The organism is Cedecea neteri NBRC 105707 = ATCC 33855 (genome assembly GCF_001571265.1).
Lineage (GTDB): Bacteria > Pseudomonadota > Gammaproteobacteria > Enterobacterales > Enterobacteriaceae > Cedecea > Cedecea neteri.
This window is the reverse complement of the sequence record NZ_BCTL01000021.1, coordinates 103,404-127,088: the sequence shown is the minus strand read 5'-3', so window position 1 is coordinate 127,088 and position 23,685 is coordinate 103,404. Positions and strand designations below refer to the sequence as shown.

Here is a 23,685-nt window from a genome sequence, read left to right as displayed (position 1 = left end):
TCTCATACTGCCAGCGGCGGGTTACAGCCTGGCTTTTGTCTCCGGCCGCGTCGATGTTATCGACCACCATCACCGGCCGCCCGGCCACGTCGTTCAGGCTCACGGTAGTGCCGTTGTCCACGCCCTGCGAACGCAGCACGTTGCCGGCGAGGTCAGTGATGTACGTGAAGTTTGCCAGGCCGGCCTTGTCGAGACGCGGGTCGGCGCTGCGGATCAGGAAGCCGCTGGCGTCAAAAGTGTGGCGGGTGAGGCGTTCGTCGGTGGTGGCCGGGGTGTCCGGGTGGCGGTGATATTCGATGTTACGCACGCTCAGGCCCCGGTTGTCGAGAACCGTGACCGAAGGGGTTTTACTGAACAGTGAAGTGCTCATAGATTTCTCTCAATGGTTAACAAGACACCCGGCCTCCAGTCTTGAAACAACAGGAAACCGGGCGTCATGTGTTACTGGGTTACCGTGTCATTCTCGTCTTCGGCAACCGTAAACCACGGCGTAAACAGCGTTCGTCTGAAGTCCCCTTTGGCGGTTTTCACCTGATATTCCCGGCCTATCGCATCGAAGTAGTGAGTGTCGGCATACAGATCGTGTCGGGCACTGTCGTCGCTGAGATAGAGCCAGCTGTTTAAGAAGAATGGCTGGTAGCGGCGAATTAACTGCCCTTTCCCGTCGTACTCGCCCCGCCCGGAAACCGACCAACGGGTATCCGTGTTGGCAACAGCGGGTTTTCCATCGCTCCCGGTCACCAGGCTGCCATCGCTCTTGCGTTGCCAGGATTCGCCCGGTGCAAATCGAACGGCGGTCTGCAGTTCACGGCCAAAACCATCGCTGAACGAGATCGTCTGCCGCCGCTGTTGCTGCTTATCCGTATCATAGCGATCGGTGGTAATCACCAGCGTATGAGGCGGCATCCGCGACGATTCGGCCGCCATCCAACTGCTGTCACAATAGACCAGACATTGCGCCACCGGGATCGGGTTAGTGATAGCCAGCGCTTCTTCTACCGTTGCCGGGACGGTGAAAGGCACTTTTTCTGCAGAAGGCTGTGTGTATCCCTGGGCAGCGCCATTTTCGGTCCCCCAGAAGCGCGAGCTGGTCGGCCGCCCCCACACATCAAGGGTCACAGCCTGATGGTTGTCATTAGGGTCGATAATGTGATTCGGGGTCAGGAAACGATAGTCGTAATCCGCATGGGTTTTGGCTCCAGCGGCATCCTGGATATCCGTCACCGCACAGTAATGAGTATCCCAGGTGATGGAGGTTTTTCCTGTCAGCTTAGTGTCCCGCTGTTGAAGAGGGCGATAGAACTGGCTGGCAGAGCCATAATCCGTAAAACCTTTGAGGGCAACCCAGACCTTAGACTCACTGGTCAACGCCAAAGGCCGGGTGACTGAGATATAGCCGGCCTGCGTCAGTTGTGCGGTCAGCTCGGAGGCCGTCATGATACCGTCGAATGCGGCCAGCTCTGCGTCCCCCAGCATAGCCTGTTCGGTATAGTCAGACAGCAGCGGCCAGCTCGGTTTGGTATTCCCACCTTTCCAGTAGAACTGCTGATGCCCAAGGTACTGAGCGCTGCCTGTGAGTAATCCCCCGGTTATCAGCGACTCCAGCGTGATGCCGCCTGAAGGGACTTTTTCTGCGCTGTGTTCCCATGAGTCATCACGCACAACCAGCGGGATACCCGGCAGGAAGTGAGCTTCATCCTGCGTCCAGTTATACCAGGTTTGGCGCTGGTGGGTTAAACGCAGAACCCGCTGTTGCTCGTCGTAGCTGCTGGCAAACAGCGTGTCCGGCAAAGTAGACGGATAGGGAGAAGTGGCCGGTTTGGCCCTGCGGGGATAGGCCACGCTTACGCTGTCAGTGGTGTTACCCCATTCATCGCTCGCCAGGGTGATTGTCTGGTGGCACTGCGGATCGCTGATGACGCGCTCATAGCTGTAGTCCCGGCTTTCCAGGGTGCTGGCCAATGCCCCGCCCCCTACCATATTGTTCAGCTGGCGCACCTGAACGCGGTATTCGCTCACAGCGTAAGGAATGGCCGCCGCCGGCGTACCATCCTCCCCATAAACTTCATTGCGCAGCGGAAGTCCTTTCATGGCACGGTACATTTCATCCTGGTTTTCATCTGTCAGCGTCACGGCCACATCTTTCAGCTGCTTAGCATCATATTGACTAAAACGAGGCGTAAAATGCGGCCAGGCCCGTGTGTCACCTGACCAGTATTCAGCAGGCAGCGTGTCATCAACGGCGCGCACGCCTGTCGCAAACCAACTCACCTGCCGGGAAGGAACGGCAATATTATCTGAGCCCGTGGCCTGTGCCAGGGTATCGGTATCTTTAACGGAAACGCGGGCAAAGCCTCTGAACTCGCGCTCTTTGCCGTCCCATACGCCGCGCGCATAAGTCTGCACGGAAGACAGTTTGTTGCCCGTTATCTCATCGAGCACTTCCCGGCGCCTGACAAGCTGCATTGCAAAAGGCAGATGGCAGGCAAGCTCTTGCCCCGCATCTCGTGCCTGCTGTTTTTCATCCAGCCAGAACTGCGCCGAACTGCGGTATTTGAGCGTTGTTTTTGTACCCCGGTGGTTATCCACATCATGAAGCAGCAACGGGGTGTTGCCTTCCAGCTCCAGATGCCAGTGGGCGGGCGACATATGCGGCACGGTCAGGATAATACTCGGCACTCCCAGCCCCTGAGTATCGGCGATATGCAACTGGCAGGTACGATCAAAAGTGACCTTATCAGGCAAGGCAATGGTTTGAGGGTAGGTAAAGCGATTGCCGGACTCATTGATGTAAAGCGACAGAGAAGTCCGGTGCGCATAAATAATGTCCAGCGCGCCGGAGCCGTCGGTGTCCGCCAGCCATATCTGTTCAGGGTTGAATTCGGCATCCGGCACGCTGAACCCGGGCAGGGTTATCGGTGAGCCGAATTTGCCATGCCCCAGATTAGGCCAGCAGCGAACGCTGGAAGAGGTAATTTCGACCAAATGCTGCTGGCCCGAGCCTAATATATCGGCGAAAGCCACCAGGGCCCGTTCATTGTTCCCGGCCAGCGGCAGGCGAATGCCGTCCTTTTGAGCAACATTTTCCGCGGCCTGCCAGCCGGTTCGCTGGTTGGCATACACCCGAACGCTGTTCGGGCCGATCATCGCGAGGTCAGGCAAGCCCGCGCCCGAAATGTCCGCCAGCTGAGCCTGCGGGTGAAAATATTCAATGGGCAATGCCGAGACGGGAATAAAGGGCGACCACTGCCCGTCTGACGAGAATGAATGGAAGCCGTTCACCCCGGCAGATGTCACCAGCCAGTCCAGCTTGCCGTCGCCATTAATGTCGATAAGCATGCCCGCATCCTGCTGGGAGGGCATTGTCGGCAGAGGCGCCAGGGCGTCATAGGTAATGGATTCGCCCGCCCCCCGCTGCGGTGCCCGGTACCACCACGCCCCCGGCACATCCTGATACAGGATCCCCGGGATCCCCTCGCCATAAAGATCGACAATTTGATAAGGCTGCAGCAAATTGTATTTTTCCAGAATAGGCATCGGCTGCCAGCCGGACCAGCCGCCCTCTTCTGCGGGCTGATAGGTAAACGATAAAGGCGGCATGGTCTGCACTGCCCCCGCCTCGTCATAAGCCACGGCCTGAATGCCGTTCAGGGTTGCCGCATCGGCATTCAGCGCATAGGTGAAGAGCTGCCGGGCAATCAGCGCCGGTTTTTCATTGGCCACCGTGCGCCCCGCCAAAGCCTCAAGGCGATGGAACATCAGCACCTGCCGGCACAAACGGCGGGTTCGCACTTCAAAACCATAATCAAACCGGGAGAAGCTATCGGACCGAAGCAGCCAGCCATCGGGCTGCGACGCCGCATAGGCCGGAGGTTGGTTCAGCGTCACACCACGTTCGCCGTAATCCAGCACCAGGTGGAACAGCCATTGATTTTCTGCAGGTGACGTTTTATCCAGGGCAAATAAACTGGCCTGAGGTTTGATGTTGCCGTAATTGATCTGAGCAAGATAGCGCTGAGCGCTGGATAACGGGTGCTGTTTTTTTTCATCCGCATCACACTGGGCGTCATTTTCTGCCCGGTACTGATACGCAATATGTTCGCCGGTGGGCGTAACGCTCTCTTCCAGGCACCACTCCGCTATCTGGCTTTTATCCGCCGGGTTGGCGATCCGTGCAAGATCGGTTTTCCCCCAAATGGAAACCTCGCCGCTGGGGGAAAAGACCACCCAAAATGGCAGGTCGGTATTGCCGGTATCAGGCTGCCAGTATTCAAAGCGGCTGAAGTCCTGCACGATGCGGGGCTGATAGCGGGTGACGCGCCAGCTTGCCGGTAGCGTTACCCCCTGCAAACTCCGTGTGACGCGGGTATCCTCTTTCCCTTGCGCATTAAGGGCGATACGCAATATCTCGCCGTCGGGGCTTAAAAAGGTGTCTTCTTTAGCGTAGCGAGGCACGCCGTGTGAAGTCCGAAGGCGAATAGACGGTGCCAGTGCCTGCCAGCCACGTCCGAATATTCCCGTCCCGCTAAGGCTCGAATAGCTCAGCGCCAGCTGAGGGGCATATCCCCTGCTGGACGTAATAGGGAAAGGTACGGTGAGGGTCGAGGCGCCCATCGGCCCGCCCATGGTTAACGTTTCGCCCATCCCCTGCATGCTACCGCCGCCTTTGGGAAGAGAAGGAGGAAGAACAGTTAACGTTTTGTCGTTTTGCATGATAAATACCTCACAGGCCTCTGATGAGGCCTGATTTAAGGTGATAGGTTAAGCGCGAATGGTGTAACGAATATGCAGAATGATATCGCTCAGGCTGGCCAGCAGGTCTTTCTGAGCGCCTTTAGGGGCCGGGAAACTCAGCGCCAAAGATCCTGCGTCATCGACCGGGATCCCTTCAAATGGCAGGTACCGCGAGTCGTTGAAGTCCAGCACAAACTGGCCGCTGTCGTTCATCCCGTGCGAGATAGCAATGGCGTCACAGCCGCGTGGCACGAGCACGCTTCCGCCATAGTTCAGCACCGCCCGCACGTCCTCATAAGGGCCAACCAACGCCGGCAGCGTGACGCTGATCTGCTTAATTAACCGGAGCTTACCTAAGTCCTGATGATAGTCGCCGTTTATATTCAGACCTTTAAGCGAAACGGACGCCTCAAGCTCCTGTTTGGCATTGATCTTCACTTCGTTTCCGGCTGAACCGAACGGTTTCGTGCCGGTACCGATCAGCGAGGTGACCGCCGCCTTCAGGTCAAACTTGTTCGAAGAAAGGCCAGCGTAGACCTGCGCCAGTGAAACAGTACGGGTCACCTCCAGCGTGCGTGTCTCACGTTCAAACCATGTTTTTTCCATCTCGGCCAGATTAAGCTGAAGCGTTTCCCCGGCCATCAGGCCCGCAGAGTTACCGTTCCAGGCACTGCCCCGGATAAAGGTTATCCCCCCGTCGTTCAGCTCACGGCGCAGGGCTTCTTGCGCCATCAGGCAGAAGGATTGGGTGATATCAAAGAACTGATAATAAATGGCGCTCAGTTTCCCTCGCATCCAGCTCTGCAGCGCCCGGCTGGTGAACTTACGTTGCATAAATTCAAGCTGAGCCTGGGTATGCACCTGCTGTGTTTCAAGGTATTCCACCTGAAGCGAGGCCGCTTCCCGGCGAATATCCAGGGCAAGCAGTTGCGCGTCTATCTGGTCAATGCTGTTTTGCTCGTTGTCGCGCTGAATGCCCCATTCTTCGCGGCGGCGGCGGTACATTTCAGAACGGCCAACCTTATCCGCATTAATCTGCATCGCAGTGGATTGCAGGGCCATCACGTTAGATGCCGCATGGGCAACGGCCCCCCAACGAGACCCCCCGCAGGCAAAGCCAAACACGTTCGGCGCCATATCCAACGCGCCGCCCACGATGCTCATGGCCTGGCTGGCCACCGCCAGGCCACCTGCGGTGTTAGCCAGGTTCATGGCCTGGCGTTCACCGGCAGAGACGTCTGCATCGTAGAGCTGGGTGTATTTGTCCAACCGCATCTGAGCCCCCTGCCGGGTGACCTTCAGCGCCTCAATATCGGCCTCAGTTTCTGCTACCGCACGCTCCTGGAGATGGACGCTCTGTGCCATCAGTTCCATCCCTTGCTGCAGCAGCAGAGTATTAAACTCATCCGCATCGCTGTTTTCCGCCAGCCTCATCAACGCCGAGCCAAACTGCTCCAGCTGGCTGGTCAGGTTACGCGCACGCTCCAGCATCACCGGGAAACGATACAGCGAGAGCGTACCGGCCGGCAGGGCTCGGCCGTTTTCGGATGCCATGACCTGGCTTGCCTGCAGGGCTTTAGGGTCCGTTGGCTGAGCATAAATAGACAGCGACAGCGGCTGCCCGTCAATACTGAGGTTGTGGCGCAGGTTATACAGGCGCAGGCGCAGAGTGGCCCAACATTCCGTCAGCGCGGGGTTATATTCCGGCAGGAAAAGCGCCGTCAGCGAGTTGGCCGTAAGCTCGTCAAACTTCACGGACTCACCGGCTCTGAGGTGGTTGAGGGTATTCTGGTGAGCGAGTCGCGCGGTGTCTCTGGCCGCATTTTGCAGCGACGGATTATTCCACTCTCCTTGCCCAAACTCTTTCGGTTCCTCGCCCATCACTTCCAGCGCGAAGACGTACCACATTTTGGCTTCATTGAGTGCGTCGCGAGTTAGCTCCCGGTAGGCCATATCACCGCGGGTGATAATCAGCTCGATAAAGCGCATAAAGGTGGCGACTTTGTAGTGGGTCGGGTCGTTCTGGGCGACGGCATCGGGGTCGATGGCGTCCAGCGGATTGGCGTTCCAGGAGGTGGTTTCCTCCAGCGGCCGGCAGTTCCACACCCGCAATGCGATTTGACCCTCATCGATGTAACCCTGCGGGTTCCAGACATAGTTCATCCACTTCCGCGCCAGCTCAAACTGTTTTTCCTGCAGCATGCGCTGGAAGCACATCATCGGCACGTAGTAGAACAGTTCCCAATAGTAGAGGGCACAGGAGCTGTTAAAGTCCAGCTGCGTCGTTTGCGTCGACAGCACGCTAATGGCGGGGTCTCTGGCAGAGTTGTGGCCTGTCGATGGGGTGAAGCTGGTTAACGACAGATCTTCCGCCGAAATATTTTTGAAAGTCCCCACGACATACCAGCCTTTCTGGCAATGCAGCTTAACGTCTAACCCTTTAGTTCTGTCGGCAGGGAACTGCAGCGGGTCGCCATAATCCGTTTGAGAGGTCGACACGAACAGGGTGACCTGTTGAGACGCGTCGGTTAACTGCCCGGACCAGAAACTAGAGTCCTGGTCGACTGTCCCTGCGTTGCAAAGGTAAAGAGTGGCCGTTCTGGATGAACCATGTAACGCGGCATTATAGGCAGGGAAATTCACGGTGATAAAACTCCCGTGCCCTAACTTAGGCTCCGGCAACCGCTGGGTTGCCATCGACAGGATGGAGCCAATCCCGACGCTGGCACGGGTCACCAGTTCCGGGGCCAGCAGGGTGTTAAGACGAATGCGGTATACGCCGTACTGCATATACTGCACGCCGGTATCGGTCTCATAGAGGTGCAGGATGGTGTCTGGCTTTCTGTCAACACGAGATACCCGCAGGCTGCCTTTTACGCTCCCCATGAAAAATCCATTCTGGGTATAAGCCTGGCAGGTGATTTCAACCCAGACCTGATTGTGGCTGAAGGTAAGCTTGCTACCGTCAACCAGCAGCGGGTTGAACGAGTACTTCATCTCATCGAAGGAGCCTGCTGGCTTGTTGCTCACATATTGCTGGGCGGAATAGGTTGCTTTTACGCCGCCCGCAGTGACATTAACTGCCGTCCTGGACAGATCGAGAGTGGTGTCTATTTTAAGCCAGGAATCGACTTTGTGTACTGACACTATTACGTCCGGAGCAGTGTAACTAACAGAACTAGCCCATCCTTTAACGATGTATACAACTCCGCTCAGATCCTTATCAATTGATGCAGGAAAAGTTCCGTATAATTCACTATTAGAATAAGAAGACACCTTAACCTTAAAAAATGCATCGTTATATGGTTCAAATGAATTAATCCAATTTCTACCTGGATCTATTTTTGTCAGGTAAAGGTATTCTGCACCTTTAGAACCTTGAGGCATTTTTAATGAAAGCGATTTTTTACTCGTATTGTAAACCACATAGCATATTTCTTTCGAACTATTACCACCTATTAGCCACCAATCAACACTTCTGAACGGCAAAATAAACTCACTGCCCCACTGGGATTTACCGTCCAGCCCCGGCAGCTTCATCGCCTCGACCGTCATACGCTGTAATTCCGTATCCTTGGTATAATGAACGGAAAAACTCAGGTCGGATAACGTAATATTTAAGCTCTCTGATGAGGACTTAAACCTGATGCTATTTATCTTCGCATCAGGGATATGAGTCACTTCATTATTGCCATAGGTTTTTGAAGACAGCACCAGCGAGGTGGGGATATCGTAGTCAATAGCAAAGCGGTAATTCGCCTTGCGAATCACGCCCAGCGTCCCATGGGTGACGTCCAGCGTCGCCGCCAGCAATGCATATTTAGACATCTCGCTATCCGCCATCTCACGCCGGGTACCGTTGGCGTAAATGGACATGCCGCGAATAAAGGTCGGTTTACTGAAGTCATAGCTGGCCTGAAGCCTGTAGATGTAAACCATCAGGGTGTCTTCGCCGTAGTAGGCCGAGGCACACAGCCCTAGTTGTTCGCCTTCCTTCGCTGCGCCCGTTTCATTCACCTGTGTTGTCACGTCATAGGCCCACGGGGCGCTCCAGTTGCCGTCCTGGCGCAGGAAGGCTAGCTTCACCGTATAGCGCCAGGAAGGGGTGAAGCTAGCGCTGCCGTTGCTCGCCACCTCATCCCGCTCCAGCCAGGTGACATATAGCCGGTCACGGAAAATTACCGGCCGGATGGTGTCTTTCCAGGCGTTGATCGCCGCGTCAATTTTTACCCATTCACTCCAGGCATTGGCCGCCAGCTTGCCGTGGCTGAACCGCGACATATCGGCGCTTCTAAAGTAATACTCCGGAATGCCTTCACTAGTGCGGCCCACAAACCAGGTTTTCCCAGTATTGCTGTTGACGTTGTCATGGTAGGTGCTGATGACTTTTAAATCCGCCACGCTTTCAAACCGAGCCAGATAGTTTTTAAACGCGTCCTCCACGGTATCTTCACCCAATTGGCTCTGATTGATGTACTGCAGCAGCTCGTCCATCATCTTCGTCTGCCCCACGCGCATCAGCGGGTCAACGTAGTTTTCCGGGTAATACACCAGCCGGGAAATCCCGCCCCACGTAGCGTAGCGGCTGTTAATTTCCCAGTCGGTAAAGAACTGCCGGGTAGACACGTCCGACCGCATGTTGGGCTCAATGCGGTTCAGCGCCCGGTTGATGTGTAGCTGCACGCTGGCGATAGCCTCGGCAATGCGCGTGGTTATCACCTCGGGCGAGACTTTGTTGTCAATCAGGAAATAGCTGTAGAGCTGGTCGCGGTTTTGCACCGGCACGCCGTCAACTTCAACGTTACTGATAAACCATTGCGAGAGGATGTCGCTCAGCCGTCCGGCGCTGTAGCCTGCCAGCAGCTGGGCCTCTCTGGCAGTTAACGCCGCCTCCAGCTTGCGGGCCAGGGATGACCACTGCGCCCAGCCAGAAGCGTTTGCGCCGCTGGCCGAAAGCCGGATATCGGTCAGTTCTTTAATCACCACCGGCATAGTGTTCAGCGCCCCGGCAACGTTCACCCACTGCAGCATCTGGTAAATGGTCTGCCAACCCCCGGTAATTTTGGGGCTGTTTTTTCCCGTCACGCAGAACAAAGCCTGGGTCAGCATGGTTTCCCCCAGCCCCATTGCAGAAGCCAGTTGTGCAACGTCAACGCTGCCCGTATTCAGAGTAGCCAGAATACTGCCGCTTTCACGCCCGAGGCCGTTTATCCAGCTGTGGAAATGGTACAGGGACAACAGCCGGTTAACGGCATCGCGGCCAACAACCACGGAGGCAAGCAACCGCCGCCGTTTGCCCGTATCCGCCGCCAGCGCGGCCACCTCTGCGGCGCTCAGGCGCAGCGCATCAATCGTCAGGGCGTATTGCCCCAAAACATGCAGGTAACCCGCCAGAATGTCTTCGCTTTTTCCGGCGCCGGGATCCAGCTTTTCACTAACCAGTAAGGTGAGGAACGGTTTGAGCTTGAAATTCGTGTCGGTATCGCACCAAAGCAGCAGGGACACGGCCAGGTCCGGGGAAGAGAGATTCAGGGCACCGGCAATATACGGCGCGACCAGGCGACAGCGGGCTTGATCATCAGTAGCGGCCGTCAGGTCGGCCTCCGTGACCCTGCCCTGAAGGCTGCTGCGGAGGTTGATCATTTCCGGGGTCAGGGTTATCGGGTGGTCCGGGGTCGTCAGGTACCACAGCTGCTCTGCCGTGAGTTTGGCCTCCTCGGTCCAGGTGACCAGCGTGTCAATGTAGCGGACAAACTCTGGGCCTTCGGTAGAGTGGCTCCCGGAAGCCAGGAACAAAAGATACAGCTCGTTCACCGTCAGCGCGCTGACCCGGGCAACCAGCGCGAGGCGATATAGCGCGGTAATATTTTTCAGGCTGAGCGTAAATTTATCGGTCGGAGCCTTCAGTAAACCAGCCATCAGGGCAAGCTGATAAAGCTCTTCCTGAGTGACCCCCAGGCCGTTCAGCAGCGCGTCGTGGGCATGAGAAGTATCGTCGATGGTGATGCTGGCTGTGTCAGAAACGTTAAACCATGTCCCGGCCAGCGGCGGCGTGTTAAACAGTTGGTCAAACACGCTGACCTGGTTGTCCACGCTGTATTGGGAGATTGTGCCGCCGCTTAAAATCAGCGAGTCGGACAGGCTGAGGCTATAACGCTTACGGAAGAACAGAGTGTAGAACACCATATTCAGCACTTTATCGTCGATCATGCCGCCGGAATTCGCCGCCCGGACGATATTTTCCAGCTCGTCAGGCGTCAGGCCAGCGGCCCGACAAAGGCGGATAGCCTTATTTAGCTTGAGGGCAAAAACAACGGGTGGGTAGCTTTCAAAGGTGAAATAGGCGCTGCCTAAATCAGGAGTATTACCGTCATATGAAGCGTGAATACGTAAATACACGCGAGCTTTGGCATCCTCAACGTTGAAATCATGCAGATCGGTAGTCTTCCATATATTGCTTCTCACATCCGGTAGGACACCCACCTCAGTATCTTCGTTTTTTAGTACGACAACCTTAGACCAACCATTAAAACACTTGATCGAGTAGGCGAATTTTCCGTTCCCCCGATACAAAAGCTTCATCATGCTAAACGTGTCAGTATATTCTCGCTTAATACGGTACCTTTCGATTTCCCCGCTATCTGAAGTGATTGTGCCAGTCAGGATATTGTCGAAATACTCTTCGTTATTTTCCGGACTGCTACCGCCGACAAACTGCCGGGCCTCTTCCACTGTAAGGCCATAATAATTCGCAATATCGGTCACCGATTCAAACATTTCCGGTGTGACGCTTGCCGGGAAGTTTTTGGCGAACAGTTCTTCCGCATTGCTGGCCGTGACCTCTTCCGTCAGGATGGCATACAGCTCCGGCGAGATATTGGCCAACAGCGCCAGCAGCGCGTTCTGGTCGGCTTTTGCTATCACGGCGGGGTTGCCGGACAACGCTTTCAACAAAGGATCGAGGGTCAAAATGGCCTGACGCAGGGTTTCATAAGGGCGGTGATAAGGTAACGAGCCCGCCTGGCGCGCCGAGGCGAAATATTGCAGTAACTTATCGCCGGTCTTTCCCGTCTCTTTTTCCACATGCGCCAGCAGAATCTCATTCGACAGCGTTAACGTGGAAATCTCTTCGTCCATATTGGCCTGGTTCAGCACAAGCTCGGCCAGATCCGGGCGACGGACCTGAAGGTTGAAGGCTGAACTTTCGACAAAGAGGTCCTTCGCTTCCCGATACAGCTCGGTCAGGTAGCCTGCCGGGGAAAACATTGAGGCAACGGAGCCGGGCAACACAAAAGAGGACGAACGTGAGCCGAACATCTCGTCATAGCTTTGGGATTCTATATTGCTGGCAATACCGGCGCGAATAGCGTCAGGAAGCTGAGGGTTTGCCCGGGTAAAAACGCGGGTCTCAAGCAGGGTGTTCGCTTTTTTTGCTTCCTGGGCTTCATCAAAGATGTGCTTAGCCTGGGAATACGTTATTACATCGCTGTATTTATCTTGAATTTCGCTGAAGGATAAATGCTGTAAGGAGGCTAATAATACTTCTTCATCGTTATTATTACTCTCATTTATTTTAGATAACAGCTCGCCGGTATTTAACATACTTTTCACCGCTCTTATTAAAGATTAACACTCCGGGCACAATGTCCGAAATGGTTAATTTAGCGTAGCAGCGGCATTCTTTTGAAATCAATAAAGCAAAGCGACCCGGCATGATTTACATCAATAAATATTGCAACCCTTTAAAATACATCAGAAGAGTCTCATTAGTGATTCACAATAAAATCCTCAGCAATAAAAAAGGCTTTCCGATAATTTTTTGCCAGCACTGAAATAATTAACACACTAACAGTCCCCGCGATCGCTCTTTTGCCGCCATTACCGTTAACACACTGTTTTATTGAGACTTAACTCTGTACCCTATCAAAGAAAATGATATTAAGAGAGAGGTCATAAAACAGAGGCCTCAAAACAATAGTTCATAATATCATCACTCACACCTACCTCATTTAGTAGGCATGATGTATGAAATTATTAATTCTGGGTAAAAAAGAGATTATCAATTCTTTACCTGTTAAGAATGCTGAGGAAATTTATAAATAGTTCCACAGTGAAAGCGTCATCATTCTGTGAATATATTAACGATGCGTTAAATCCATGTGCTCATAGTGATATCTGAAATACAAGATTTGTTCTTCTCAAAGAATCAAGGATAAGAATCTGATAGAGGGGGATAAACGTTTAAAGATAAACGACATACAAGAAAATTCTGATGAGCATGCCCTGGCGTTGAACTGGCTCGCGGCTTCCAGCGACTAAGCTGACAGCCATGCCGAAAAATGTCTGCGCGGGATCGCATACATAAGTCACAAGTGCTGTTACGAAAAGTGCCGGGTGGATGCATCAGAGAAGGATTGGAGCGGGCGAAGGGAATCGAACCCTCGTATAGAGCTTGGGAAGCTCTCGTTCTACCATTGAACTACGCCCGCTTTAAGGTGCGTTAGGCATTATAGACTTTCAGCACCCGCTGGCAAGTGCCTTTGAGTCCAGGTGATGGTTTTTCAAGCACTTTTTTAAATTAACACGACGGTTTGAGATAACGCTGCGGGTCGATGGCTGTGGCCCGGTAGCGAATCTGGAAGTGCAAACGCACCGAATCCGCCCCAGTGTTACCCATCGTGGCAATCTTCTGCCCGGCCTTCACTTTTTCCCCGGTATTCACCAGCATCGTGTCATTATGGGCGTAAGCGGTGATGTACTCTTCGCTGTGTTTAATCATCACCAGATTGCCGTAACCACGCAGTTGGTTGCCGACATAAACCACCGTTCCCGCACCTGAAGCATAAATAGGCTGCCCGCGAGAGCCAGAGATATCGATGCCTTTATTGCCGCCGTCGCTGCTGGAGAACGGTTCAACAATATTGCCCTTCGTCGGCCACAGCCAGCAACGAGCGCCCACCGGCGGCGGTGCTACTTTGGCAATGGACGAGTTTTGTGTGCGAGCAGGCGCAGTGGTGTTTTTGGCCGTGGCGGTGTTTTTCGGTCTGCTTACAGAGCCTGAGCCTTTGATCCGAATACGCTGGCCCACCTGAATAGTGTAAGGCGAAGGTATCCCGTTCAGCCGGGCGAGCTCACCCACGCTGCTGCCGGTCATTCTGGAGATTTTAGAGAGCGTGTCACCGCGCTTCACGGTGTAAACCGCGCCGCTGAAGGTGCCTTCGTTTCGGGTGCTTTTGGCTGATTTTGAGGAGGAGCAGGCCGTCAGCATCAGGCTCATCATGATAATGAAAGCGGTAATGTGCCAGCGTTTAAAAATGCTTTCCTTGCGCAAACCAGTCCCCGGTAACGTTGATGAACTTGAGGGAAATCCCTCCCCTTGCGGAGAGGGATAAAGATATTACTTAGTCGGACGCAGAGCCGGGAACAGGATAACGTCGCGGATGGTGTGGCTGTTGGTGAACAGCATAACCATACGGTCGATACCAATGCCCAGACCCGCCGTTGGCGGCAGGCCATGCTCCAGCGCGGTGACGTAGTCTTCGTCGAAGAACATGGCTTCGTCGTCGCCTGCCGCTTTCGCATCAACCTGATCCTGGAAGCGCTGCGCCTGGTCTTCTGCGTCGTTCAGCTCGGAGAAGCCGTTCCCGATTTCACGGCCACCGATGAAGAATTCAAAGCGGTCGGTAATTTCAGGGTTTTCGTCGTTACGGCGAGCCAGCGGAGAGACTTCTGCCGGATATTCAGTGATGAAGGTCGGCTGAATCAGGTGGCTTTCCGCAACTTCTTCGAAGATCTCAGTCACTACGCGACCCAGACCCCAGCTCTTCTCGATTTTGATGCCGATGGACTGGGCGATAGCTACCGCTTTGTCCATGTCGTCGAGATCGGCCAGGTTGGTTTCCGGACGGTGCTTTTTGATAGCTTCACGCATGGTGAGCTTTTCAAACGGCTTGCCGAAGTCGAAGGTTTCTTCGCCGTACTGCACTTCGGTGGTGCCCAGAACGTCCTGCGCCAGGGTGCGGAACAGGGATTCGGTCAGCTCAATCAGATCTTTGTAGTCCGCATAAGCCATATAGAGTTCCATCATGGTGAACTCTGGGTTATGGCGCGGGGAGATACCTTCGTTACGGAAGTTACGGTTGATCTCGAAGACGCGGTCGAAACCACCCACCACCAGGCGCTTCAGATATAGCTCAGGCGCGATACGCAGGTACATGTCGATGTCCAGCGCGTTGTGGTGCGTGATGAACGGACGAGCAGACGCGCCGCCAGGGATCACCTGCATCATTGGCGTTTCCACTTCCATAAAGTCACGACCAACCATGAACTGGCGGATACCGGCCATGATCTGCGAACGCACTTTGAAAGTGTTACGAGAGTCATCGTTAGCGATGAGGTCCAGGTAACGCTGGCGGTAGCGGGTTTCCTGATCGGCCAGGCCGTGGAATTTGTCCGGCAGCGGGCGCAGCGCCTTGGTCAGCAGACGCAGTTCAGTACAGTGAATGGACAGCTCGCCGGTTTTGGTTTTGAACAGCTTGCCGCGCGCGCCCAGGATATCGCCCAGGTCCCATTTCTTGAACTGCTCGTTGTAGATGCCTTCCGCCAGGTCGTCGCGGGACACGTACAGCTGAATGCGGCCACCAACGTCCTGCAGCGTCACGAAGGAAGCTTTCCCCATGATACGGCGGGTCATCATACGGCCAGCCACGCTTACCTCAACGCCAAGGTCTTCCAGCTCTTCGTTCTCTTTCGCATCGAAGTCAGCGTGCAGTTGGTCTGAGGTGTGGTCACGACGGAAATCGTTCGGGAATGGGATACCCTGCTCACGCAGAGCCACCAGCTTCTCACGGCGCGCTTTCAGTTCATTGTTAAGATCGGCTGCTGCGTCTACGCCCTGTGCTTGTTGTTCAGACATGTTGGTTCCTCATAACCCTGCTTTCAAACTTGCTTCGATAAATTTGTCCAGATCGCCGTCCAGCACCGCCTGCGTGTTACGGGTTTCAACCCCGGTACGCAGATCTTTAATGCGGGAGTCGTCGAGGACGTAAGAACGAATCTGGCTGCCCCAGCCGATATCCGATTTGTTGTCTTCCAGCGCCTGCTTTTCAGCATTCTTTTTCTGCATTTCCAGCTCGTACAGCTTCGCCTTCATCTGCTTCATCGCCTGATCTTTGTTCTTGTGCTGAGAACGATCATTCTGGCACTGGGTCACGGTACCGGTTGGAATGTGGGTAATACGTACCGCAGATTCCGTACGGTTAACGTGCTGACCACCCGCACCGGATGCGCGATAAACGTCAATGCGCAGGTCCGCCGGGTTGATGTCGATATCAATGTCGTCGTCCACTTCCGGGTAAACAAACGCGGAGCTGAACGAAGTATGGCGGCGGCCACCGGAGTCAAACGGACTCTTACGCACCAGGCGGTGAACGCCGGTTTCGGTACGCAGCCAGCCAAAGGCATAGTCGCCCTGAATGCGAATGGTCACGGACTTGATGCCCGCCACTTCGCCTTCGGACTCTTCAATAATTTCGGTTTTGAAACCGCGAGCTTCTGCCCAGCGCAGGTACATACGCTCCAGCATGCTCGCCCAGTCCTGCGCTTCCGTACCGCCGGAGCCTGCCTGGATGTCGATATAGCAGTCGGCGCTGTCGTACTCGCCAGAGAACATGCGGCGGAATTCAAGCTGCGCCAGTTTGGCGTCCAGCACGTCCAGCTCGGCGACGGCCTCATTAAAGGTCTCTTCATCGTCGGCTTCTACCGCCAGCTCGAGCAGGCCGGAAACGTCTTCCAGGCCCTGGGCCATCTGGTCTAAAGTCTGGACAATCGCTTCCAGCGAGGAACGTTCTTTCCCCAGCGCCTGTGCGCGTTCAGGTTCGTTCCAGACATCGGGCTGTTCCAGCTCGGCGTTTACTTCTTCGAGGCGCTCTTTCTTGGCATCGTAGTCAAAGATACCCCCTAAGAACGTCGCTGCGCTCTGTGAGGTCCTGGATGCGGCTTTTTACCGGATTAATTTCAAACATGCGTAATTTCTTATGTTGATTTCAGAAGACGAAATGCGGTCGTAAACCGGAAAGTTTACCGGATTTACGCCGCATTTTGTAGCATTCTCCCTGACATATAGCCAAGTAATTAACGCTGCGGCAGCGTTGAGAATGCGGGTTAGATCGGCCAGAGATGATCAATCAAAAGCTGCACGCTTCGGTTGCCGCGAAACTCGTTCACGTCCAGCTTGTAGGCCAGTTCAACTTCGCGCACGCCGTTGTCCGGCCAGCGGGTGGTATCCACGTTAAAGGCGATACCGTCCAGCAGCGGACCACCGCCGACAGGCTCGACCATCACCTTCAGGTGGCGCTCGCCGACCAGACGTTGCTGGAGGATGCGGAACTTGCCGTCAAACAGCGGCTCCGGGAACATTTGCCCCCACGGCCCCGCGTCCCTTAGCATCTCCGCCACTTCCAGCGTCATCTCCTGGGCAGAAAGCGGGCCGTCGGACCAGATTTCCCCCTGCAACAACGCCGGGTCCAGCCACTCGCCGACCAGGTCACCAAAGCGCTGACGGAATTCCTCAAAACGAGCCTCTTCCAGCGACAAACCTGCGGCCATAGCGTGACCGCCGAATTTCAGCATCATGCCCGGATAGAGTGTGTCCAGACGCTCTAAGGCATCGCGCATGTGCAGCCCCTGAACCGAGCGGCCGGAGCCTTTAAGCGTGCCGTCTCCCGCAGGCGCAAACGCGATTACCGGGCGGTGGAAACGCTCTTTGATGCGCGAGGCCAGAATACCGACCACGCCCTGGTGCCATTCCGGGTGATACATAGCCAGCCCGTAAGGCAGTTGTTCACTGCTGCGCTCCAGCTGTTCGCAAAGAGTGAGTGCTTCAACCTGCATGCCCTGTTCAATCTCTTTACGCGTTTGGTTCAGCGCGTCCAGTTCGTTGGCAAGCATGCGCGCTTCACCAATATTTTCGCTGAGCAGCAGCGCCACGCCAACCGACATATCATCCAGTCGACCCGCAGCGTTCAGGCGCGGCCCCAGCGCAAAGCCCAGATCGCTGGCGGCGATCTTTTGCGGCTCACGGTTTGCCACTTCAAGCAGCGCGCGAATACCAGGACGACATTTACCCGCGCGAATACGGCTTAGCCCCTGCCAGGTCAGAATGCGGTTGTTGGCATCCAACGGCACCACGTCCGCCACGGTGCCCAACGCGACTAAATCGAGCAGTTCAGCCAGATTGGGAATGGCCAGGCCACGCTGTTCGAACCAGCCGTTATCACGCAGATGCGTGCGTAACGCCAGCATCAAATAAAATGCGACGCCAACGCCGGCCAAAGATTTCGACGGAAACGCGCAGTCTGCAAGATTAGGGTTAATGATAGCTTCAGCGGCGGGAAGCGTTTCCCCTGGCAGGTGGTGATCGGTCACCAGCACCGGGATCCCCAGCGCATGAGCGCGCTCAACGCCCGCATGGGATGAGATGCCGTTATCGACGGTCACTATCACCTGCGCACCGCGGGCGTGAGCCTGATCGACCACTTCCGGGCTAAGCCCATAGCCATCTTCAAAGCGATTCGGCACCAGGTAGCCAATATTTTCAGCCCCCATGCTGCGCAGGGCCAGAACGCTAAGCGCCGTGCTGGTTGCCCCATCGGCATCAAAATCACCGACAACGATAATGCGCAGGCCTTCACGAAAGGCGTTATAAAGCATGACGACGGCCCGGTCGATGCCGCTGAGCTGCTGCCACGGCAGCATCCCTTTTACGCCGCGCTCCAGTTCTTGTTCGCCACGCACGCCCCGGCTGGCATACAGCCGCTGTAACAAAGGAGGCAGCGTAGCCGGAAGCGCCACCGAGCTGTCAACGACCCGGCGGCGGAGTTGCGTTTGCTGTTTCACCCGAAATTAACCACCCGCTTTCATTAACTGCTTGTGAGCATCCAGCATTTGTTTCATTTCTTTTGGCCCCTGATAACCCGGGATCATGCTGCCGTTGCTCAGGACTATCGCTGGCGTCCCCTGCACGCCAAACTGCACGCCCAGGTTGTAGTGGTTAGCCAGGTTAATGTCGCAGCTTGCCGGCGCCACATCGCCACCCTTCATCGCGGCATCAAACGCTTTGTTACGGTCTTTGGCGCACCAGATGGACTTCATATCGCTTTCAGCCTGGCTTTGCAGCCCCTGACGCGGGAATGCCAGATAACGCACGGTGATCCCCAGCGCGTTGTAGTCGCTCATCTCTTCGTGCAGTTTGTGGCAGTAGCCGCAGGTGATGTCGGTGAACACCGTAATCACATGCTGCTCCTTCGGCGCTTTGTAGATAATCATCTCTTTTTCAAGCGCGTTCAGCTTGCCGATCAGCAGTTGGTTGGTCACGTTCACCGGCTGGGCGCCGCTCACATCGTAAAGTGGCCCCTGAATCACATGTTTGCCGTCTTCGGTAACGTAGAGCACGCCGCTGTCGGTCAGTACGGTTTTCATTCCGGCAACCGGAGCAGATTGAATGTCCGCGCCCTGCACGCCGAGCTTCGCCAGCGATTGTTTAATGGCGGCGTCATCCGCGTGAGCAAAACCGGAAACGGAAGCGGCCAGCAGCGAAAGCAGCCAAAAACCTTTTTTCATGAGGATTCCTTTATCTCTTGTGGCACTCACGCTCGAGGGTGGTGCTGTTGATGCAGCTGACGTAAACGCGCCGTCGCTACATGTGTATAAATTTGTGTGGTGGACAAATCACTATGGCCCAGCAGCATCTGTACGACACGGAGATCCGCGCCATGGTTCAGCAAGTGCGTGGCAAAAGCATGGCGCAACACATGCGGCGACAGTTTTTCGCTGTCGATGCCCGCCAGCACGGCATAGTGCTTAATGCGATGCCAGAAGGTTTGTCGCGTCATTTGCTGCGCGCGGTTGCTGGGGAAGAGTACATCCAGAGACTGCCCGTTTAACAGTTCCGGGCGGGCATACTTCAGGTATTCTTCAATCCAGTGTACGGCCTCTTCTCCCAACGGCACCAGGCGCTCTTTGTTACCTTTACCAATCACCCGCACGACGCCCTGCCGCAGGCTGATATCGCTCATTGTAAGCCCGACCAGCTCCGAGACACGCAGCCCGGTTGCGTACAAGACTTCCAGCATGGCTTTATCGCGCAGCTCAATCGGCTGATCGAGACACGGAGATTGCAATAGCCGCTCAACCTGAGCCTCGCTTAAATCCTTTGGTAGACGCTGGGGTAGCTTGGGGGATGAAAGCAGCGCGCTAGGGTCGTCTTCCCGCATTTTTTCGCGATACAGGTACTGGAATAACCGCCGCATAGCGCTGAGCAACCGCGCGGAACTGGTGGCTTTATAACCGCCCTCAACGCGCTCCGCAAGCAGCGACTGGAGATCAGAAGCCTGAACGGTTAAAAAACTAAGCTGATGACGCTGAAGCCACTCGGCCACCATAGTAAGATCGCGGCGATAGGAGCTGAGCGTATTTTCGGCCAGATTTCTTTCCAGCCACAGCGCATCCAGAAACTGTTCGATACGGATCTTATCCTGTTCCACGCTCCACTCCTGATTTGGCGAATTGTGTCCATTATGCATGATGGCGAACGGGATCTGGTACACTTGGCCATCTGCACGCGTTTAAAATGAGTTGTTATTGCTATGAACATTGGTCTTTTTTACGGCTCCAGCACCTGCTACACCGAAATGGCGGCCGAAAAAATTCGCGACATCATTGGCCCGGAACTGGTGACGCTTCACAACCTGAAAGACGACGCCCCGGCCATGATGGAGCAGTATGACGTTCTGATCCTTGGCATTCCAACCTGGGATTTTGGCGAACTGCAGGAAGACTGGGAAACCGTCTGGCCGCAGTTGGAGGAACTGAACCTGGAAGGCAAACTCGTGGCGCTTTACGGCATGGGCGACCAGCTTGGCTACGGTGAGTGGTTCCTGGACGCGTTAGGCATGCTGCACGACAAGCTGGCACCGCGCGGGGCGCAGTTCATCGGCTACTGGCCAACGGAAGGCTACGAATTTACCAGCCCAAAACCGGTGATTGCCGACGGGCAGCTGTTTGTCGGCCTCGCGCTGGATGAAACAAACCAGTACGATCTGAGCGACGAACGGATTGAAACCTGGTGCGAGCAAATCCTGGGCGAAATGGCCGAGCGCTTCGCTTAAATCTGCCCGCTTCCGCTCGCCTGTTGCTGCGTCAGCAGGCGGCGTAAATCTCGCCACTCAACGATATCCATGCTGTCAGCAGCCAGCCAAAGATGCTGGCAGCGATGCTTTCCGGCCCTTCGCAGCCTTAGCATCACTCCGCTGTCAATCATCCACGGATTTCCGACGATATCCCAGTCACGCCCCTGCCAGCGCAAGCGAAAGTCCGCCAGCAGTTTAATTTCACCCTGGCGAGCGTGAATACGGCGCTGGCTGCGCACGCTGTCGAAAACCACCAGGGAAAGCAGCAGCATCCAGACCAGCGTGTAGCTCATCGGCCACGGCATTAGCAGCACAAACAGCGCCACCAGGCCGTGGAGGAGTAATGACATCCATTGCGCGCGCCATGAAACCCGCAGATCAGATTGCCACAGGACCACGTTCTTTATTCCGAGTCTGAATCAGGCTAACCATACGCTGAAGTTCCGTATCCGCAGGTTTACCGTGGTTCATCAACCAGTTAAACAGGTCTGGGTCGTCAGACTCCAGCAGGCGAACAAACAGCTGCTTATCGCTGTCGCTGAGCGTTTCGTATTCATGTTCGAAGAACGGCATAATCGAAATATCGAGCTCGCGCATTCCACGGCGGCATGCCCAGTGAATTCGGGCTTTATTATTGATATCCATGTGCACTTTCCTGCTTAGCCATCAAGTTGGGTACGGAGTTAGTGTAACGTGTTTTCGTCAGCGGGATTACCGGAATGTTTTATTGTGCGTACTTTCCCGGCACAAAGCGCTGTAACAGCATCGATTGCACAAGATTCTCCGAGGCTGCTCGTAAACGCACGAATGGCGTTATCAAACTGCTTGCATTGCCCTCAGGCTCTTTTACCATTGAGAAATTAAACCGTTGGATAACCCGGGATCTTTGTTATGGCTTTTAATCCGTTTCCTCCTCGCCAGCCCAGCGCCGCCACCCGTCTGCCGCTGACGTTAATGACGCTTGACGACTGGGCTCTCGTTACTGCCGTCGGTGCAGACGCTGAAAAATATCTTCAGGGTCAGGTTACCGCGGATGTAGCTAAACTTGACGCGGGCCAGCATCTGCTATGCGCCCATTGCGATGCCAAAGGCAAGATGTGGAGCAACCTGCGTCTGTTCCATCGCGGTGAAGGCTTTGCTTTTATTGAGCGCCGCAACCTGCGTGACGCTCAACTCACAGAGCTGAAGAAATATTCCGTTTTCTCTAAAGTCACCTTTAATGCGGATGATGCCAGCGTCTTGTTAGGGCTGGCTGGTTTCAAGGCCCGCTCTGCGCTTGCTGCCGTTTTCGACACGCTGCCGGACGAACAAACCCAGGTTGTACAGCAGGGTACAACAACATTGCTATGGCTGAACCTGCCAGCGGAACGCTTCCTGATTATTACTGATGAAGAAACGGCTCAGGCGTTAACCGAAAAACTCAGTGAAGAAGCACAGCGCAATGATAGCCAGCAGTGGCTGACGCTGGATATCGAAGGCGGATTACCGATCATTGATAGCGTAAACAGCGCACAATTCATTCCGCAGGCGACGAACCTTCAGGCGCTGGGCGGTATCAGCTTTAAAAAAGGCTGCTACACCGGGCAGGAAATGGTCGCCCGAGCCAAGTTCCGCGGGGCAAATAAGCGTGCACTCTGGCTGCTGGCCGGTAGCGCAAGCCGCGTGCCTGAAGCAGGCGAAGATCTTGAGTTGCAGATGGGTGAGAACTGGCGTCGTACCGGCACCGTGCTGGCCGCTTCGAGATTAGAAGATGGACGTCTTGTTGTGCAGGCTGTGATGAACAACGATCTTGAGCCGGACAGCGTCTTGCGCGTACGTGACGATGCAAACAGCAAGCTGACACTTGAGCCACTGCCCTATTCTCTGGAAGAAAATTAATCGACGCTGAGCCCCGAAACCGGGGCTCAATATTTTGATTTTGGCGAGTTACACGCTTTAACGAATATAGAGATAAATCGCGAGGAAGTGGCAAACGCTGCCGCCCAGCACAAACCCGTGCCAGATGGCGTGATTGTACGGAATACGTTTGCAAACGTAGAAAATCACCCCGAGCGAATAAACGATGCCGCCAATCGCCAGTAGCGTCACGCTGCCCGGCGCCAGTTTGACCACCATCTGGTAGATAACCACCAGCGACAGCCAGCCCATCAGTAGATAGGTCACCAACGACAGCACCTTAAACCGGTGGGCGATAGTGAGCTTAAACAGGATCCCGGCCAGCGCCAGACTCCAGATAACAATCATCAGGCCTTTTGAGAGCGGCGAGTTGAGCCCCACCAGTAAAAAAGGCGTGTAAGTTCCGGCAATCAGCAGGTAGATGGCGCAGTGGTCGAACTTTTTCAGCCATCGTTTGGCCCGCTCGTGCGGAATGGCGTGGTAAAGCGTTGAGGCGAGAAACAGCAGGATCATGCTGCCGCCGTAAAGGCTGTAGCTGGTGATTGCCGTTGCGCTGGCATTGGCATCGACCGCCTGCACCAGCAACAACACCAGGCCAACAATGCCGAACACCAGCCCAATGCCGTGGCTGATGCTATTGGCTACTTCCTCAGCCAGAGAATATCCATGCGCGATAAGTGGTTTACGAGCCATCTGGCTCCTCCCGGAGATATAGAAGAATAACGCAGCACCACTAGCCTAACTGAGAATGATTCCAGTGAACACATGTAAGCTAAAATAAATGTGTGAGCGCCTGTGACGACCGTAGTTCGTCAGTTTGGATGATTTCTTTTACAATCAAACGACAGCGTAAAAAACAGGAAAAAAC

Annotated in this window: 13 protein-coding genes, 1 tRNA gene and 1 pseudogene; 2 read left to right on the top strand and 13 right to left on the bottom strand. The window is 54.9% G+C overall.

Annotation, left to right across the window (positions count from 1 at the left end):
* The 10 genes and pseudogenes from CNE01S_RS10250 to xerD form a co-directional block, all read right to left on the bottom strand.
* Window positions 1–370, bottom strand: a pseudogene (locus CNE01S_RS10250) (RHS repeat protein); the annotation flags it as partial.
* A gap of 71 nt (window positions 371–441) precedes the next feature.
* On the bottom strand, window positions 442–4,713 hold the full coding sequence (locus tag CNE01S_RS10245; RefSeq protein ID WP_061275686.1) for a SpvB/TcaC N-terminal domain-containing protein: 4,272 nt from the start codon (window positions 4,711–4,713) through the stop codon (window positions 442–444).
* Between the two features lie 48 nt (window positions 4,714–4,761).
* Window positions 4,762–12,336, bottom strand: a complete 7,575-nt coding sequence (locus CNE01S_RS10240) for a Tc toxin subunit A-related protein (RefSeq protein ID WP_061275684.1) — start codon at window positions 12,334–12,336, stop codon at window positions 4,762–4,764.
* An 813-nt stretch (window positions 12,337–13,149) separates the two neighbouring features.
* A tRNA-Gly gene (locus tag CNE01S_RS10235) sits at window positions 13,150–13,223 on the bottom strand.
* An 89-nt stretch (window positions 13,224–13,312) separates the two neighbouring features.
* Window positions 13,313–14,065, bottom strand: coding sequence for an amidase activator ActS (gene actS, locus CNE01S_RS10230; protein WP_082763202.1), 753 nt, complete (start codon window positions 14,063–14,065; stop codon window positions 13,313–13,315).
* Window positions 14,066–14,131: 66 nt separating this feature from the next.
* Window positions 14,132–15,649 (bottom strand): lysine--tRNA ligase, encoded by a 1,518-nt coding sequence (lysS, locus tag CNE01S_RS10225; protein ID WP_061275682.1) that lies wholly within the window; start codon window positions 15,647–15,649, stop codon window positions 14,132–14,134.
* A 9-nt stretch (window positions 15,650–15,658) separates the two neighbouring features.
* Window positions 15,659–16,757 (bottom strand): peptide chain release factor 2 gene (gene prfB, locus CNE01S_RS10220; protein ID WP_096753951.1). Its coding sequence is split into 2 segments (ribosomal slippage): window positions 15,659–16,681 and window positions 16,683–16,757, totalling 1,098 coding nucleotides; the frame shifts between segments, so codons are not numbered across the junction.
* A gap of 139 nt (window positions 16,758–16,896) precedes the next feature.
* Entirely contained in the window at window positions 16,897–18,630 is a 1,734-nt protein-coding gene (gene recJ, locus CNE01S_RS10215; protein WP_039287484.1) for a single-stranded-DNA-specific exonuclease RecJ, read from the bottom strand.
* Between the two features lie 6 nt (window positions 18,631–18,636).
* Window positions 18,637–19,353: a bifunctional protein-disulfide isomerase/oxidoreductase DsbC gene (gene dsbC, locus CNE01S_RS10210; RefSeq protein WP_061275678.1), complete on the bottom strand. Its 717-nt coding sequence runs from the start codon at window positions 19,351–19,353 to the stop codon at window positions 18,637–18,639.
* Between the two features lie 26 nt (window positions 19,354–19,379).
* A complete protein-coding gene (gene xerD, locus CNE01S_RS10205; RefSeq protein WP_061275676.1) occupies window positions 19,380–20,276 on the bottom strand; it encodes a site-specific tyrosine recombinase XerD in 897 nt (298 codons plus the stop codon).
* Between the two features lie 102 nt (window positions 20,277–20,378).
* On the opposite strand from xerD, the gene fldB reads away from it, so the two are divergent.
* Entirely contained in the window at window positions 20,379–20,900 is a 522-nt protein-coding gene (gene fldB, locus CNE01S_RS10200) for a flavodoxin FldB (RefSeq protein WP_061275674.1), read from the top strand.
* Here the strand turns inward: fldB and CNE01S_RS10195 are convergent.
* Both CNE01S_RS10195 and sdhE read right to left on the bottom strand, forming a co-directional pair.
* Complete coding sequence (locus CNE01S_RS10195; protein WP_061275672.1) at window positions 20,897–21,319, bottom strand: protein YgfX; 423 nt, start codon at window positions 21,317–21,319, stop codon at window positions 20,897–20,899. The two genes, fldB and CNE01S_RS10195, sit on opposite strands and share 4 nt — an antisense overlap.
* Window positions 21,300–21,566 carry an FAD assembly factor SdhE gene (gene sdhE / locus CNE01S_RS10190; protein WP_038479151.1) on the bottom strand — a complete coding sequence of 89 codons (267 nt, stop codon included), beginning with the start codon at window positions 21,564–21,566 and terminating at the stop codon, window positions 21,300–21,302. Before sdhE ends, CNE01S_RS10195 begins: the two co-directional genes overlap by 20 nt.
* A 246-nt stretch (window positions 21,567–21,812) precedes the next feature.
* On the opposite strand from sdhE, the gene ygfZ reads away from it, so the two are divergent.
* Window positions 21,813–22,799, top strand: coding sequence for a tRNA-modifying protein YgfZ (gene ygfZ / locus CNE01S_RS10185; protein WP_061275670.1), 987 nt, complete (start codon window positions 21,813–21,815; stop codon window positions 22,797–22,799).
* A 57-nt stretch (window positions 22,800–22,856) separates the two neighbouring features.
* On the opposite strand, the gene trhA is transcribed toward ygfZ, so the two are convergent.
* The gene (gene trhA / locus CNE01S_RS10180) at window positions 22,857–23,510 is read right to left on the bottom strand and encodes a PAQR family membrane homeostasis protein TrhA (RefSeq protein WP_039297867.1); all 654 of its coding nucleotides are present in this window, start codon (window positions 23,508–23,510) and stop codon (window positions 22,857–22,859) included.
* Between the last annotated feature and the right edge of the window lie 175 nt (window positions 23,511–23,685).

What these genes read in the sequence shown, in the direction of transcription:
- dsbC (WP_061275678.1), bottom strand. Translation starts at nt 19,353, where the DNA reads ATGAAAAAAGGTTTTTGGCTGCTTTCGCTGCTGGCCGCTTCCGTTTCC.
- fldB (WP_061275674.1), top strand. Translation starts at nt 20,379, where the DNA reads ATGAACATTGGTCTTTTTTACGGCTCCAGCACCTGCTACACCGAAATG.
- ygfZ (WP_061275670.1), top strand. Translation starts at nt 21,813, where the DNA reads ATGGCTTTTAATCCGTTTCCTCCTCGCCAGCCCAGCGCCGCCACCCGT.
- lysS (WP_061275682.1), bottom strand. Translation starts at nt 15,649, where the DNA reads ATGTCTGAACAACAAGCACAGGGCGTAGACGCAGCAGCCGATCTTAAC.
- CNE01S_RS10245 (WP_061275686.1), bottom strand. Translation starts at nt 4,713, where the DNA reads ATGCAAAACGACAAAACGTTAACTGTTCTTCCTCCTTCTCTTCCCAAA.
- sdhE (WP_038479151.1), bottom strand. Translation starts at nt 21,566, where the DNA reads ATGGATATCAATAATAAAGCCCGAATTCACTGGGCATGCCGCCGTGGA.
- CNE01S_RS10240 (WP_061275684.1), bottom strand. Translation starts at nt 12,336, where the DNA reads ATGTTAAATACCGGCGAGCTGTTATCTAAAATAAATGAGAGTAATAAT.
- trhA (WP_039297867.1), bottom strand. Translation starts at nt 23,510, where the DNA reads ATGGCTCGTAAACCACTTATCGCGCATGGATATTCTCTGGCTGAGGAA.